The sequence below is a fragment of the Microbacterium sp. Nx66 genome, assembly GCF_904066215.1.
Lineage (GTDB): Bacteria > Actinomycetota > Actinomycetes > Actinomycetales > Microbacteriaceae > Microbacterium > Microbacterium meiriae.
Genome location: NZ_LR880474.1, coordinates 1,574,159 through 1,588,292, shown reverse-complemented (window position 1 = coordinate 1,588,292; position 14,134 = coordinate 1,574,159). Strand labels below are relative to the sequence as shown.

Here is a 14,134-nt window from a genome sequence, read left to right as displayed (position 1 = left end):
CGCCCGCAGGGAACGCCGATGTCAGCGGCGCAGACCCGCCTCGACCAGTTCGGTGATGAGATCGCCGTAGCTCAGCCCTGACGCGACCCAGCACTTCGGGAACATCGAGATGGGCGTGAATCCGGGCATGGTGTTGAGCTCGTTGACGACGAGCTCGCCGTCCGGGGTGAGGAACATGTCGACGCGGGCGAGGCCACGACCGTCCACCGCCTGGAAGGCACGCACGCCGGCTTCCTGGACGGCCGCCACCTCCGCCTCGCTCAGCTCCGCGGGGCACACCACATCGACGCCGTCGCCACCGAGGTACTTGCCCTCGAAGTCGTAGAAGCCGCGGTCGGTCAGCACGATCTCCCCCGGAAGGGAGGCGCGGACGCCGTCGGCGGTCTCCAGGACCGCGACCTCGATCTCCCGCCCGGTGATCCCGGCCTCGATGAGGACCTTGTCGTCCTCGGCGAAGGCGATGGCGAGGGCGGCATCGAGTTCCTCCGGAGCCGTCACCTTCGAGACGCCGACGCTCGATCCGGCGCGCGCCGGCTTGACGAAGACGGGCAGGCCGAGCTCGACAGCACGGCGGCGCACGGCCGCAGGGTCGACGTCCCACTCGCGGCGGCGCACGGTCACGCCCGGTGCCACCGAGATGCCGGCGGCCCGCAGCGCGATCTTCATGAAGTGCTTGTCCATGCACAGCGCCGAGTCGAGCACGCCGCCGCCGGCATAGGGCACTTCGAGCGTGTCGAAGTAGCCCTGGATGGTGCCGTCCTCGCCGTGGGGTCCGTGCAGGATCGGCAGGACCACGTCGATCTCGCCCAGCCCCTCGGTCGCGCCGCTGGGGTGCACGACGCGCAGAGTGCGGTCGCCGCCGGGCTCCGGCCAGAGCACCCGGGTGCCGTTGTCCACGACCTCGGGCAGGTGCGCGGCGTCCAGCGGGAACTTCGCCGGATCGTCGTCCTCCAGGACGAAGGCGCCCTCGCGGGTGATCCCCACCGGGATCACGGCATACCGGTCACGATCGATCGCGCCCAGCACTCCCCCCGCCGTTGCGGAACTGATCGAATGCTCGCTGGAGCGCCCTCCGAAGAGCACCACCACCGTCTGCTTGTCCATGGTTGGTCCTCTCCCCCTGCGGGGTGTCGTCGTCCGTCGTCAGATGCGGGGCGATGTCCCGGGGATCCATCTTGCCGTCGAGCACCATCTTCACCTGCTCCACGATCGGCATGTGCACATCGGCTTCGCGGGCGAGCTGCAGCACGGGGGCGACCGAGGCCAGACCCTCCGCGGTCTGCTGCATCTGCTTCACCACATCCTGGAAGCTGTATCCCTGTCCGAGCAGCCGCCCGGCGGTGTTGTTGCGGCTCAGCGGCGACTGACACGTCGCGATGAGGTCGCCGAGCCCCGCCAGTCCCTGCAGGGTCTCCGGCTGGGCACCGTTCGCCACCGCGAAGTCGGTCATCTCGACGAGGCCGCGGGTGATGATCGAGGCCTTCGTGTTCTCGCCGTAGCCCACGCCGTCGACGATCCCGATGGCGACGGCGATGAGGTTCTTGAGCACCCCGCCGAACTCCGTGCCGATGACGTCGGTGTTCACGAACGTGCGGAAGTAGGAGTTGCGCGCGGCGCGGGCCACGACGTCCGCCGTCTCCTGGCTGCGCGACGAGATCACGGCCGCGGTCGGTTGCTCCCGCGCGATCTCCAGCGCGAGGTTGGGACCGGAGGCGACGGCGACCCGGTCGGGATCGCACTGCAGCTCCTGCTGGATCACCTGGCTCATGCGCAGTCCGGTGCCACGCTCGACGCCCTTCATGAGGCTGACGATCTTCGCGTCGCCCGAAGCGATCAGCGGGCGCAGCGCCTTGAGGTTCTCCCGCAGCGACTGACTCGGCACGGACAGGTAGACCTGGTCGACGCCCTCGAGGGCGGTCGCCAGCTCATGCGTGGCCGCCATCGTGCGGGGCAGGTTGATGCCGGGCAGGTAGCGCGAGTTGCGCTTCGCCTCATGGATCTCGTGCGCCAGCTCCGCACGGCGCGCCCACATCGTCACGTGAGCGCCGCCGTCGGCGAGGATCTTGCCGAACGTGGTGCCCCAGCTGCCGGCGCCGATCACGGCGACGCGGGGTCCGGCCGGCGCGGTTCTCTTAGGGGTCAAGGCGTCCGGTCTCCTTCTGGCCGTGGCTCGCCGGATTCCAGCGCTCCGCGGGGGCCTTCTCGCCGCGCACCTGCTCCAGCAGCGCGGTGATCGCGTTCATGAGGCGGTTGGTGGCCTCCGTCAGCGCCGCCGGCTCGCCGGCGCGACCGCGGAGGTCGGACACGTCGACGGGGTCGCCGATGATCACGGTGACGGGCTTCCGGAGCGGCCAGAGGCTGAGCCCCTTCTGGTAGCGGCCCATGATCGCCTGAGTCCCCCACTGGGCCATCGGGATCAGCGGGATGCCGTCGGCGAGGGCGAGCCGCACCGCTCCCGACTTGCCGCGCATCGGCCACATGTCGGGGTCTCGGGTGAGCGTGCCCTCCGGGTACACGATGACACCGCGACCGTGCTCCACGAGAGCCGCCGACTGGGCCATCGTCTGCTTCGCGGAGGACGCCGAGGACGTGCGCGCGACCGGGATCATCCCCGTCTTGCGCAGGAACCATCCGAGCACGGGCACCCGGAAGAGGCTCTCCTTGGCCATGAACCGCGGGGCGCGCCCGATCCGCCAGACCGCCATGGCGACGATCAGCGGATCGAACTCCGAGTAGTGGTTCGGCGCGAGGACGAATGAGCCCTCGCGCGGCAGCTTCTCCGCACCGACGATCCGGATCTTCGCGATCAGCGACACCACCGGGACGACGATCGCCGCGAGCGGCCAGAAGACGCTCGGACGCGTCTTCTCCGGAGACCGGGACGCCATCGGGCTCACCGGATGACGTCGAAGTCGGCGCCGAGCGCGTCGAGCTTGGCGAGGAACTTCTCGTATCCGCGGCTCAGGATGTCGACCCCCGACACCTTCGACTCGCCCGTGGCCGTCAGCGCCGCGATCACGTGGCTGTAGCCGCCGCGCAGATCGGGGACGACGATGTCGGCGCCGTGGAGCGGCGTCGGGCCCGTGATGACGGCGGCCTGCTCCAGGTCACGACGCGGCACGCGCCGCGGGCCGTCCTGCAGCCCGCGCGGGTGCACGACGATGTCGGCGCCCATCTTGACGAGCGCCTCGGTGAAGCCCATGCGGTTCTCGTACACGGTCTCGTGCACGACGGAGCGGCCGTGCGCCTGGGTGAGCGCGACCACGAGCGGCTGCTGCCAGTCGGTCATGAAGCCGGGGTGCACGTCGGTCTCGATCACGACCGGCTTGATGTCGCCGTCGCGACGGAAGAGGATGCCGTCCTCCTGGATGTCGAACCAGCCGCCCGCCTTCCGGAAGACGTTGAGGAAGGTGAGCATCTCCTGCTGCTTCGCGCCGCCGACGAAGATCTCGCCGTCGGTGGCCAGAGCGGCCGAGGCCCACGAGGCCGCCTCGTTGCGATCGAAGATCGACCGGTGGTCGTAGCCGCGGAGCTTCTCGACGCCCTCGATGAGGATGACGCGGTTGGGCTCGTAGGAGATGATCGCGCCCATCTTCTGCAGGACGGCGATGAGGTCCATGATCTCGGGCTCGATCGCCGCGTTGCGCAGCTCGGTGATGCCCTCCGCCCGTACAGCGGTGAGGAGCACCTGCTCCGTGGCGCCGACGCTCGGGTACGGGAGGTGGATGTTGGCACCGTGCAGACGGGCCCCGCCGGTCGAGAGGCGGATGCCGCTGGGGAGCTTCTCGACGACCGCGCCGAACTTCCGCAGCGCGTCCAGGTGGAAGTCGATCGGCCGGTCGCCGATGCGGCAGCCGCCGAGGTCGGGGATGAACGCCTGGCCGAGGCGGTGCAGGAGCGGACCGCAGAACAGGATCGGGATCCGGGAGGCGCCCGCATGCGCGTCGATCTCCTCGAAGTGGGCCGACTCGACGTCGCTGGGGTCGAACACCAGGGAGCCGGGCTCGTCACCCTCCGACACGCGGACGCCGTGCACCTCGAGCAGCGAGCGCACCACGGCGACGTCGCTGATGGCCGGCACGTCGCGCAGGACGCTCGTGGTCTCCCCGAGCAGAGACGCGACCATCGCCTTGGTGGCGAGGTTCTTCGCGCCCTTGACGTCGACGCGTCCGCGCAGCGGACGGCCTCCGCGGATGGCGAGGACGTCTCCGGTCAGCGCGGGGACGTCGTCGGAGAGAGCGTCGCGCACGGGTGTCGTCATTCGGGGCCTCACTTCATTCATCGGGGGCGGGGTTACCCCTGGCTCCCCCGCCCCTTCCGTCTCACTGGACGGGAAGGGTCCGCGGCCGCCACGACTCGCGACGGGCCTCGAACTGCGCGATCTTGTCTTCGTTGCGCAGCGTGAGCCCGATGTCATCGAGCCCTTCGAGGAGCCGCCATCTAGTGTAATCGTCGATCCCGATGTCGGCCTGGAAGCCGGCCTCCGCGCCCCCGGTCGGGTCGCCGATGGAGGCGGTGCGCGCGTCGAGGTCGACCGTCATCCGCGCGCCGGGATCGGCGTCCATGACGGCCCAGAACCGCTCCAGATCCGCCTCCGAGATTGTCGCGGCGAGGAGTCCCTGCTTGCCCGCGTTCCCGCGGAAGATGTCGGCGAAGCGGGGGCTCAGCACGACCTTGAAGCCGAAGTCGCGAAGGGCCCAGACGGCGTGCTCACGGCTGGAACCGGTACCGAAGTCCGGCCCGGCGACGAGGACGGAGGCCCCCTGATACGGCGCCTGGTTGAGCACGAACTCCGGGTCCTGCCGCCAGCCGTGGAACAGCGCGTCCTCGAAGCCCGTCTTGGTGACGCGCTTGAGGAACACCGCGGGGATGATCTGGTCGGTGTCGACGTTCGACCGCTTCAGCGGCGCGGCGATGCCCGTGTGGGTGATGAACTTCTCCATGGTCAGGCCTCCAGGTCGCTCGGGCTGGACAGGGTGCCGCGGATGGCGGTCGCCGCGGCGACGAGCGGGGACACGAGGTGCGTGCGGCCCCCCTTGCCCTGGCGTCCTTCGAAGTTGCGGTTCGAGGTGGAAGCGCAGCGCTCCCCCGGGGCGAGCTGATCGGGGTTCATGCCCAGGCACATCGAGCACCCCGCGAAGCGCCACTCCGCCCCGAAGTCCTTGATGATCCGGTCCAGGCCCTCGGCCTCGGCCTCCAGTCGCACGCGGGCTGAGCCGGGAACGACCATCACCCGCACACCGTCGGCCTTCTTCTTGCCCTGGATGATGGAGGCGAAGGCGCGGAGGTCCTCGATGCGGCTGTTCGTGCACGAGCCCATGAACACCGCGTCGACCGGGACCTCCTTGAGGGGGGTACCCGGCGTCAGGTCCATGTATTCCAGCGCACGCTCGGCGGCTGCCCGCTCGTTGGGGTCGGCGATCTCCGCGGGGTTCGGCACCGCGGCGGAGAGCGAGCTGCCCTGCCCGGGGTTCGTCCCCCACGTCACGAACGGCTCCAGCTCGTCGGCGTCGATGAAGACCTCGGCGTCGAAGGTGGCACCTTCATCGGTCGGCAGGGTGCGCCAGTAGGCGACCGCGTCGTCCCAGTCCTGCCCCTTCGGCGCGTGCGGACGCCCCTCGAGGTAGGCGAAGGTCGTCTCGTCCGGAGCCACCATGCCCGCGCGGGCCCCCGCCTCGATCGACATGTTGCAGATCGTCATGCGGCCCTCCATGGAGAGCGCGCGGATCGCGCTGCCGCGGTACTCGAGCACGTAGCCCTGACCGCCGCCGGTCCCGATCTTGGCGATCACGGCGAGGATGATGTCCTTCGCGGTGACGCCGGGACGCAGCGTGCCCTCGACGGTGATCGCCATCGTCTTGAACGGCTTCAACGGCAGGGTCTGGGTCGCCATGACGTGCTCGACCTCGCTGGTGCCGATGCCGAACGCCATCGCGCCGAACGCGCCGTGCGTCGAGGTGTGCGAGTCGCCGCAGACCACGGTGATCCCGGGCATGGTGAGGCCGAGCTGCGGGCCGACGACGTGGACGATCCCCTGCTCCGCGTCCCCCAGCGAGTGCAGGCGCACGCCGAACTCGGCGGCGTTGCGGCGCAGCGTCTCGATCTGCGTGCGGCTGGTGAGATCGGCGATGGGTTTGTCGATCTCCCACGTGGGCGTGTTGTGGTCCTCCGTGGCGATCGTCAGGTCGAGCCGCCGGAGCGGCCGCCCCTCGCTGCGGAGGCCGTCGAAGGCCTGCGGGCTGGTGACCTCATGCACGAGATGCAGGTCGATGTAGATGAGGTCGGGCTGGCCGTCCTCGCCCTTGACGACGAGGTGGTCGTCCCAGACCTTCTCGGCGAGCGTCCTGGGGCGTGCGGAATCCGCACCGGCGGTGGTGGTCATGGCGTGTCTCCTGTGGATGGCGGTTCGGCCCACGATGGACTCCGCGACGAGGAGGGGCTCAGATCGAGGTCTCGCCGCGGCCGCTAAGAAGGAGCACGGTCCGCATGACGTCAGGTTACCACCGCTCGGACACGCCGAGACACGCCGTGACACTCTGTTGCTCACCCGCCGACCGAGAGGCCCCGCATGACCGTCGACACCGCCCGCTTCGCCACCCGCGCCGTCCACGCCGCGAGAGGCCGGGCCGCTGCCGCCTCCCGCGTGACGCCGATCTACCTGACGGCCGGTTTCGAGTTCGACGACTTCGATCACGCCGCCGACCACTTCGGCACCGGTACCGGATTCGGGTACACGCGCACCGGCAATCCGACGGTGCACGCGGTGGAGCGGCAGCTGGCGAGCCTGGAATCCGGTGCGGACGCCGTACTCGTGGCCAGCGGACAGGCCGCCGTGACGACCGCCCTGCTCTCGGTCGTGGGGGCGGGCGATCACATCGTCTCCTCGACCCACATCTACGAGGGCACCCGCGGGCTGTTCCTGGACAACCTCGCCAGACTCGGCATCGAGACGACGTTCGTGGACGACATCGCGGACCCGGATGCCTGGCGCAACGCCGTGCGCCCGACGACCAGGGCGCTGTTCGCGGAATCGCTCGCGAACGCGCGGAACGACATCCTCGACGTCGCGGCGGTGAGCGCGGTGGCCGACGAGATCGCCGTTCCGCTGATCGTCGACAACACCCTGGCCACCCCGGCTCTCCTCCGGCCGCTGGAGCACGGCGCGGCCATCGTGGTGCACTCGGCGTCGAAGTTCCTCGCGGGTCAGGGCGCGGTTCTCGGCGGCGTGGTGATCGATGACGGCCGATTCGATGCCGACCGCGCCGGGCACAACGCCCCGCACCTCGTGCTGCCGGGACGGGGCGGCGCCCCCAGCGTCTTCGCCCGGCACGGCGGCCGCGCGCGCATCGGGTACGCCAGAGAGTCGGTGGCTCCGCGGTTCGGTGCCTCGCCCTCGCCCCTCAACGCGTTCCTGATCGGCCAGGGCACCGAGACGCTCGGCCTGCGCGTGGAGCGGCAGTCGCAGAACGCCCTCGCCGTCGCACGCTGGCTCGCCGCGCATGACGCCGTGGAGAGCGTGGACTACGTCGGCCTGCCCACGCACCCGCACCACGAGACCGCGGTGCGTTACCTCGACGGCGGCTTCGGTTCGATCTTCACCTTCACGTTGCGCGGGGGTCTCCCCGCGGCCCGTCGCTTCGTGGAGGAGGTGTCCGTCTTCACGCACATGACCCACATCGGCGACGTGCGGTCGCTCGTGCTGCACCCGGGCACCACCAGCCATGCGCAGCGCACCGACGAGGAGCGCCGGATCCTCGGTGTGGGCCCCGGCACCCTCCGACTGTCGATCGGCATCGAGGACGTGGACGACCTGATCGGCGATCTGGCGCGGGTGCTCGAGAGCGTCCGGGAGACGGTGGCATGAGCCGCCTGCAGCACTTCGGGTGGTTCCTCGCCCGGGGCTTCGGCCCTCAGGGGTGGGGCTATCCATCCCTGGACTGGGACTACGACTGGACACGACCGGAGATCTACCAGGAGGCCGCGCGCACCCTCGAGCAGGCCGGATTCGACCTCGTGATCGTCGAGGACAGCCCCTCCCTCGGCTCAGCGGACACGATCGATCTGCGCGTGCGTCACGCGTTCGGCGGCCCGAAGCACGATCCCCTGCTGCTCGCGCCGTACCTCTTCCAGGCGACCCGTCACCTCGGGGTCGTGCCGACCGTGAATCCGGCGGCCTCGCTGCCGTACACGTCGGCGCGCCAGTTCGCGACGCTGCAGCATCTGAGCGGGCACCGGCTCGGCCTCAACGTGGTCACCGACACCGGCAGCGCCCGTCACTTCTCCGCGGCCCCGCAGCTCGGCCACGACGAGGCGTACGACCGTGCCGAGGAATGGCTCGCCGGCATCCGCGCGCTCTGGCGGAGCTGGGACGAGGGCGCCCTGGTCGCCGACCCCGCCTCCGGCGTCTATGCGGACGGCACCCGCATGCGCCCGGTGCAGCACCGCGGGGCGCACTACGACTTCGACGGCCCCTTGAACGCCCTGCCCTTCACGGACGGGGAGCCGACCATCGTCTCCCCCGGCGGCTCGGGGCGCGGCCTGGCGTTCGCGGGTGCCAACTCGGACGTCCAGCTCGCGCTCGCACCGCTGCACGAGAAGGCGGTACGGGAGTATCGGCAGCGCGTGCACGACGCCGCGATCGCCCGGGGACGCCGTGCCGAGGACGTCAAGATCCTCTTCGCGATCCAGCCCGTGATCACGGCGTCCGCCGAGGAGGCCGACCGGATCGTGGCCGCCTCCGCACGCCCGGACGACGCCGCACTCGCGCAGATCGCCCGGAAGCAGTCGAGTGATCTGGAGACCGATCTCACGGCCCTCGATCTGGACCGTCCCCTCGCCCCTTCGGTCTTCGGAGCCCATGTCTCCCGCGGGAGCATCCAGCGGCTGATCGGCGACCGCGGAGAGGATGCCCCGCTCCGCGCGCACCTCACCGCACTCGCCCGCACCGGCCGGCTGCACGACCGCAGCGGTTTCGTGGGCACCGCAGAGGAGTTCGCCGATCTCGTCGAGGAGCTCGGTGAGTGGGGCAACGACGGCGTGCTGCTCTGGGGCGACTTCCACCCCGTGACCCTGCACCGCACGCTCGACGAGCTGGTGCCGATCCTCCGCCGCCGCGGGCTGCTCCGGCGCGAGTACGCGGACGGCGGCCTGCAGGCCAACCTGCAGGCGTTCTGACCCGCTCCGCGCGGACTCAGTCTCCGACGTGAGCGACGCGCTTCTCCGCTCGCTTCTCCCTGGACGACGCGATCAGGCTCGCGATCGTCGCGACCGTCATCGACACGAGGATCACGCCGAGCGACACCATGTTGTCGATGTCGGGCACCCACTCCACGTGCTCGCCGCCGTTGATGAACGGGAGCTCGTTGACGTGCAGCGCGTGCAGGATCAGCTTGATGCCGATGAACCCGAGGATGACGGCGATGCCGTAGTGCAGGTAGCGGAGGCGGTCCAGGAGGTCGCCGAGGAGGAAGTAGAGCTGGCGCAGCCCCATGAGGGCGAAGATGTTCGCGGCGAAGACGAGGAAGCCGTTGGTCGTGATCTCGAAGATCGCGGGGATCGAGTCGATCGCGAAGATGAGGTCCGTGACGCCGATCGTGATGAACACGATGATCATGGGCGTCCACATGCGCGTCCCGTCGACGGTCGTGCGGATCTTCGAGCCGTCGTAGGTCTCGCTGATGTCGATCCGACGGCGGAGCAGCCGGACGATGAAGTTCTCGCGCTTGACGTCGTCCTCGTGCTCGCCCTCCGGCATCGCCTGCCGGATGGCGGTGTAGACGAGGAAGGCGCCGAACAGGTAGAAGATCGGCGAGAAGTTCTCGATGATCGTCACGCCCACGAGGATGAAGAGCCCGCGCAGGACCAGCGCGATGATGATCCCGACCATCAGCACCTGCTGCTGCAGACGTCGCGGCACCGCGAACTGCGCCATGATCAGCACGAAGACGAACAGGTTGTCGACGGAGAGGCTGTACTCCAGCGCCCACCCGGTGATGAAGTCCCCGGCGTTCTGCCATCCGCCCACATTGCCCAGCAGCACCGCGAAGAGCAGCGCGAGGCCCACGTAGAACACGACCCACAGCGTCGACTCCTTGGTGGAGGGGATGTGCGGGCGCAGCCGGATGAGGAGCAGGTCGCCGATCAGGATGATCGTGAGGACGACCATCGACGTGATCTCGAACCAGACGGGGATGTCCACGGGCGCTGTGCACCTTTCGCGAGGGGTCGGGAATGAGTCGAAAGTCTCTCCCCCGCAGATGTGCGGCGCGCGCCCGGAGCAGCGGTGTCGATGCTCGTGATGACGTTACGCGCGGATTCGGGATACTCCCTCTCGCCCGGGCCATGCTACCGGAGGTGGGAGCCGCGCGGACGAGGAAGTCGACGCACGCTGCGGATCCGATGCCGTGCTGAGACGATGGGTCATCCGCCGACACTCTCCAGGGAGAGACACCGAACGGAATCAGGATGCCCGCGCAGACGAGTGACCAGCGATGGGCCGCCCAGGCGGCGGCCGGCGATCAGAGCGCCTTCCGCGCGCTGTACCGCGCCCACGTGCGCCCCGTGTACTGGATCGCCCACGGGATCCTGGGCTCCCCCGCCGACGCGGAGGACGTGGCGCAGGAGACCTTCGTGGTCGCCTGGCGGAAGCTTCCGGATCTGGAGCTGCAGGGAGAGTCGATCCTCCCCTGGCTCGCGACGATCTGCCGCTTCCAGTCCGCGAACCGGCTGCGCCAGCGCCGTCGCGACCAGGCGCACACGACGGACGCGGCGGACGATCAGCTCCCGGACGTCGTCAGCGTCGAGGAGCAGGTGATCACGGCGGCGCTCGCCGCGAGGATCGCCGCGGAGGTGGGCACCCTGAGCGAGCTCGACCGGGAGATCTTCCGGCTGTGCGCGTCCGAGGGCTACGCGTACCAGGCCGCCGCCGACGAGCTCGGCGTGACGCACGCCGTCGTCCGGAACCGTCTCTCACGCGTGCGCACCCAGCTGCGCGGCGCCGTCAAGGAAGTGAGGGACGCATGAACCACCAGACCCCGCAGGAGAGCCTCCCGCCGCTGTCGGACGCGACCGTCGCCCGGATCGAGGAGGCCGTCTTCACCGAGATCCGCAGCGAGCGGCGCCCGCTGTCTCCGCGAACCGAACGCGCCCGGAACCGTCGACGCCGATGGCTCACCGCCGGAGGGATCGCGGCGGCCTTCGTCGTCGGGGTCCTGGTGACCCCGCCGATCCTCGGCGCCGTCGGAGGCGGCGGCTCGTCCGTATCCACAGCGGACGGCACCGCGGGCTGGTCGACCGACGAGGCGGGCTCGGCCGTGCCGGACCGCGCCGTCGAAGGGGCGACCCTTCCCGGCACCGTCGGATCGGACGCCGCGGCGTCTGCCGAGGACGCCCGTGACATCGTCGCCACCGCCCAGGCGTCGGTGCAGGTGCGGGACGTCGCCGACGCCGCATCCGCCATCGGCGATCTCGCCGTCGAGCACGGCGGCTACGTTGAGAGCACCGAGGTCGGCCGAGCGGTCTCGTCGGATGCCCCCGCCGAAGCGGCTCCCGCGGATTCCGGGTACGGCTGGATCACGATCCGCATCCCCGCCGACGATCTGACCACGGTGATCGCCGCCCTCGGCGACACCGGTGAGGTGTTGTCGTCCTCCGTCACGAAGCAGGACGTCACCGCCACGGCGATCGACCTCCGCGCCCGCGTGGAGTCGACCCGTGCGTCGGTGCAGCGGCTCACGGAACTCATGGGGCAGTCGGGCACTGTCGCCGATCTCATCGAGGCCGAAGTCGCGCTCACCGATCGCCAGGCGCAGCTCGAGTCGTACGAACAGCAGCTCGCCGCGCTGGAGGACCAGGTGGCCCTGTCGTCGCTCACCGTGGAGCTGTCCCGCAGCGGCACCGCGGCGTCGGCAGACCCCGCCGGCTTCGGCGACGGTCTGCTGGCCGGGTGGAACGGGCTCGTGGTCTCACTCAACGCCCTGGTGATCGCGGTCGGCTTCCTCCTCCCCTGGCTCGCGGTGGTCGCTGTCGTCGTGCTGGTCGTCTGGCTCGTCCGCCGCAGCCGCCGGCGCCGGGAAGCGGCGTCCGCTTCGCCTCGCACGGAGGAATAGCGCGCAGTTCCGGGGTATACAAGAAGTCTTGTGCGTCTCCGCACCGCTGCATAGCCTTCGGAGCGTGGAAGACATCTCCGTGATCACCGCCGTGCATCACCCGCTGCGGCGCCGCATCTACGACTATCTGCTGCTGTACGGCACCTCGCAGGTGACCGCCCTCGCCCGTGCGCTCGACAGCCAGGTCGGCAGCATCAGCCACCACCTCAGGATGCTCGAGCGGGCCGGGATCGTCGAGCGTGCCGCCGATCCGACCGGTGACCGGCGCACGAGCTGGTGGACCGTCGCCCGGCGCAGCCTCACCTGGTCGGTGGAGGACTTCGTCGACTCCCCCGCCGATGCCCTTCTCGCCCGGGAAGCACAGCGGCAGGGCATCCGCATGCAGATCGACCGCCTCCAGCGCTGGCACCGACGCCGAGGGGAGCCCGCCGTCGCGGCCTACGACGCCTCCAACACGGAGACCACCGCGTGGGCGACCCCGGAGGAACTGCGCGACCTCTCCGCGCGCGTGCTGGACGTGGTGCGGGACTGGCAGGCCTCGATCGACGAAGGCGACGGCCAGGCGCGCACGCCCGTCTTCTTCTTCGCTCACGCGTTCCCCACGGAGCCGTGATGACCGCGCTCACCCCGCCCCTCGAGCTCACCAGTCCTCCTCCGTTCCGGCGTGACCGGATGGTGCACGCGTGGATCGGCGTGAAGGCTCTGTCCGACGCCGGCGACGCCGTGTGGACGATCGCGTTGGCGTGGACGGCCGTGCAGATCGCCTCCCCCGCCGTCGCCGGACTCATCGTCGCCGCCGGCACGGTTCCGCGCGCGATGGTGCTGCTCTTCGGCGGGGTCATCGCGGATCGTGCCGACGCCCGCCGGGTGATGATCGTCTGCAATGCGGTGCGTGTGGGGGTGCTCGTCGCCGCCGCCGTGTGGACGGTCTCGCATGCGCCCACCGTGCCCGTCCTTCTCGCCGCCGCCGTGGCGTTCGGGGTGTGCGACGCGTTCTACGAACCCTCCGCCGGCACCATCGGGCGACAGCTGGTACGCACCGACGATCTCCCCTCCTACGCGGCCGTCATCCAGACGGCGTCGCGCCTCGGCACGATGGGGGGCGCCGCGCTGGGCGGCCTGCTCGTCGCCCAAGCCGGTCTCGCGGGGAGCGCATCCGCGAACGCGGTGACCTTCGCCCTGGTCGTCGGGTTCCTGGCGATCGTCCTGCGCCCGCGGTTCCGGCTCGCCCGGGCCCCGCGCACCTCGTCCCTGCGCGCGATCGGCGCGGCGTTCGCCCACCTCGGAGCGAACCACACGACGCGCACTCTCGTCATCGCCCTCTCCGGACTCAATCTCGCCGTGGGCCCCGCCATCGGCATCGGCCTGGCTCTGCGGGCGCACCACGAGGGTTGGGGGGCTCCCGCGGTCGGCCTCTTCGAGGGCCTCCTCGGCCTCGGCGCCGCCGTGGGGGCTGCCGCGGTCGCGAGATGGCGGCCGCGCCACGAGGCGCGGAGCGGGTTCGGCGCGCTCCTCGTCCAGGGAGCGGGAATCGTCGCGCTCGGGTTCGGCCCCGTCTGGACGGTGGCCGTCGCCGCCACCGTCGTCGGCGCCACCGCGGGCTACGCCTCCGTGCTGCTGAGCGCGACCTTCGCCGCGACGGTGGACACCGCCTTCCTCGGTCGGATGGGGTCCCTCACCCGGCTCGGCGACGACTGCCTGATGCCGCTCGCGATGGCGGGCTTCGGCGCGCTCGCGACCGTCACCGCCGTCTGGGTGCCGTTCGTCGTGGCCGGTGGAGCGATGATGGCGCTCATGCTCGTACCGCTCCGGGCTCGTGCGTTCCGGACCCTGTCGCTGGGCGCGGACGACTGACGCGCACGCTCGGGAACGGCGAAAGCCCCCCGGAGAACCGGAGGGCTTTCGTCGTGTTGTGTGACCCCAGCGGGATTCGAACCCGCGTTACCGCCGTGAGAGGGCGGCGTACTAGGCCGCTATACGATGGGGCCGTCTTGCGGAGCTTTTCCGTTCCGCGACAACCGTTCAAG

General features: G+C 70.4%; 13 protein-coding genes and 1 tRNA gene. 6 read left to right on the top strand and 8 right to left on the bottom strand.

Features of this window, described 5'->3' with window-relative positions:
* Positions 1-21: 21 nt before the first annotated feature.
* The 6 genes from MICNX66_RS07460 to leuC all read right to left on the bottom strand — a co-directional run bounded on the left by MICNX66_RS07460 (position 22) and on the right by leuC (position 6,382).
* A complete protein-coding gene (locus tag MICNX66_RS07460) occupies positions 22-1,104 on the bottom strand; it encodes a D-alanine--D-alanine ligase family protein (protein WP_187663960.1) in 1,083 nt (360 codons plus the stop codon).
* The gene (locus tag MICNX66_RS07455) at positions 1,004-2,143 is read right to left on the bottom strand and encodes an NAD(P)H-dependent glycerol-3-phosphate dehydrogenase (protein WP_187663959.1); all 1,140 of its coding nucleotides are present in this window, start codon (positions 2,141-2,143) and stop codon (positions 1,004-1,006) included. The genes MICNX66_RS07460 and MICNX66_RS07455 overlap by 101 nt, the downstream gene beginning before the upstream one ends.
* Entirely contained in the window at positions 2,133-2,888 is a 756-nt protein-coding gene (locus MICNX66_RS07450; protein WP_187663958.1) for a lysophospholipid acyltransferase family protein, read from the bottom strand. The genes MICNX66_RS07455 and MICNX66_RS07450 overlap by 11 nt, the downstream gene beginning before the upstream one ends.
* A gap of 5 nt (positions 2,889-2,893) precedes the next feature.
* Positions 2,894-4,261, bottom strand: a complete 1,368-nt coding sequence (murA, locus tag MICNX66_RS07445; protein ID WP_187663957.1) for a UDP-N-acetylglucosamine 1-carboxyvinyltransferase — start codon at positions 4,259-4,261, stop codon at positions 2,894-2,896.
* Positions 4,262-4,322: 61 nt separating this feature from the next.
* Positions 4,323-4,943 (bottom strand): 3-isopropylmalate dehydratase small subunit, encoded by a 621-nt coding sequence (leuD, locus tag MICNX66_RS07440; protein ID WP_187663956.1) that lies wholly within the window; start codon positions 4,941-4,943, stop codon positions 4,323-4,325.
* Positions 4,944-4,945: 2 nt separating this feature from the next.
* Positions 4,946-6,382: a 3-isopropylmalate dehydratase large subunit gene (leuC, locus tag MICNX66_RS07435; protein ID WP_187663955.1), complete on the bottom strand. Its 1,437-nt coding sequence runs from the start codon at positions 6,380-6,382 to the stop codon at positions 4,946-4,948.
* Positions 6,383-6,568: 186 nt separating this feature from the next.
* On the opposite strand from leuC, the gene MICNX66_RS07430 reads away from it, so the two are divergent.
* Positions 6,569-7,864 carry an O-acetylhomoserine aminocarboxypropyltransferase/cysteine synthase family protein gene (locus tag MICNX66_RS07430; RefSeq protein ID WP_187663954.1) on the top strand — a complete coding sequence of 432 codons (1,296 nt, stop codon included), beginning with the start codon at positions 6,569-6,571 and terminating at the stop codon, positions 7,862-7,864.
* Positions 7,861-9,174, top strand: coding sequence for an LLM class flavin-dependent oxidoreductase (locus MICNX66_RS07425; RefSeq protein ID WP_187663953.1), 1,314 nt, complete (start codon positions 7,861-7,863; stop codon positions 9,172-9,174). Before MICNX66_RS07430 ends, MICNX66_RS07425 begins: the two co-directional genes overlap by 4 nt.
* A gap of 16 nt (positions 9,175-9,190) precedes the next feature.
* Here the strand turns inward: MICNX66_RS07425 and MICNX66_RS07420 are convergent, their stop codons facing one another.
* A complete protein-coding gene (locus MICNX66_RS07420) occupies positions 9,191-10,198 on the bottom strand; it encodes a TerC/Alx family metal homeostasis membrane protein (protein ID WP_187663952.1) in 1,008 nt (335 codons plus the stop codon).
* A 266-nt stretch (positions 10,199-10,464) separates the two neighbouring features.
* Here MICNX66_RS07420 and MICNX66_RS07415 point away from each other — a divergent pair, with 266 nt between their 5' ends.
* The 4 genes from MICNX66_RS07415 to MICNX66_RS07400 all read left to right on the top strand — a co-directional run bounded on the left by MICNX66_RS07415 (position 10,465) and on the right by MICNX66_RS07400 (position 13,961).
* Positions 10,465-11,022, top strand: coding sequence for an RNA polymerase sigma factor (locus tag MICNX66_RS07415; protein ID WP_187663951.1), 558 nt, complete (start codon positions 10,465-10,467; stop codon positions 11,020-11,022).
* The gene (locus tag MICNX66_RS07410; protein ID WP_187663950.1) at positions 11,019-12,107 is read left to right on the top strand and encodes a DUF4349 domain-containing protein; all 1,089 of its coding nucleotides are present in this window, start codon (positions 11,019-11,021) and stop codon (positions 12,105-12,107) included. The genes MICNX66_RS07415 and MICNX66_RS07410 overlap by 4 nt, the downstream gene beginning before the upstream one ends.
* 64 nt (positions 12,108-12,171) lie before the next feature.
* On the top strand, positions 12,172-12,720 hold the full coding sequence (locus MICNX66_RS07405; protein WP_187663949.1) for a helix-turn-helix domain-containing protein: 549 nt from the start codon (positions 12,172-12,174) through the stop codon (positions 12,718-12,720).
* On the top strand, positions 12,720-13,961 hold the full coding sequence (locus MICNX66_RS07400) for an MFS transporter (RefSeq protein WP_187663948.1): 1,242 nt from the start codon (positions 12,720-12,722) through the stop codon (positions 13,959-13,961). The genes MICNX66_RS07405 and MICNX66_RS07400 overlap by 1 nt, the downstream gene beginning before the upstream one ends.
* A gap of 61 nt (positions 13,962-14,022) precedes the next feature.
* Here the strand turns inward: MICNX66_RS07400 and MICNX66_RS07395 are convergent.
* Positions 14,023-14,095 (bottom strand) — tRNA-Glu (locus MICNX66_RS07395).
* Between the last annotated feature and the right edge of the window lie 39 nt (positions 14,096-14,134).

Bases quoted from the DNA above. Each gene is read 5' to 3' on its own strand.
- MICNX66_RS07415 (WP_187663951.1), top strand. From the start codon at position 10,465: ATGCCCGCGCAGACGAGTGACCAGCGATGGGCCGCCCAGGCGGCGGCC.
- leuD (WP_187663956.1), bottom strand. From the start codon at position 4,943: ATGGAGAAGTTCATCACCCACACGGGCATCGCCGCGCCGCTGAAGCGG.
- MICNX66_RS07425 (WP_187663953.1), top strand. From the start codon at position 7,861: ATGAGCCGCCTGCAGCACTTCGGGTGGTTCCTCGCCCGGGGCTTCGGC.
- leuC (WP_187663955.1), bottom strand. From the start codon at position 6,382: ATGACCACCACCGCCGGTGCGGATTCCGCACGCCCCAGGACGCTCGCC.
- MICNX66_RS07450 (WP_187663958.1), bottom strand. From the start codon at position 2,888: ATGGCGTCCCGGTCTCCGGAGAAGACGCGTCCGAGCGTCTTCTGGCCG.
- MICNX66_RS07410 (WP_187663950.1), top strand. From the start codon at position 11,019: ATGAACCACCAGACCCCGCAGGAGAGCCTCCCGCCGCTGTCGGACGCG.
- murA (WP_187663957.1), bottom strand. From the start codon at position 4,261: ATGACGACACCCGTGCGCGACGCTCTCTCCGACGACGTCCCCGCGCTG.
- MICNX66_RS07430 (WP_187663954.1), top strand. From the start codon at position 6,569: ATGACCGTCGACACCGCCCGCTTCGCCACCCGCGCCGTCCACGCCGCG.
- MICNX66_RS07460 (WP_187663960.1), bottom strand. From the start codon at position 1,104: ATGGACAAGCAGACGGTGGTGGTGCTCTTCGGAGGGCGCTCCAGCGAG.
- MICNX66_RS07400 (WP_187663948.1), top strand. From the start codon at position 12,720: ATGACCGCGCTCACCCCGCCCCTCGAGCTCACCAGTCCTCCTCCGTTC.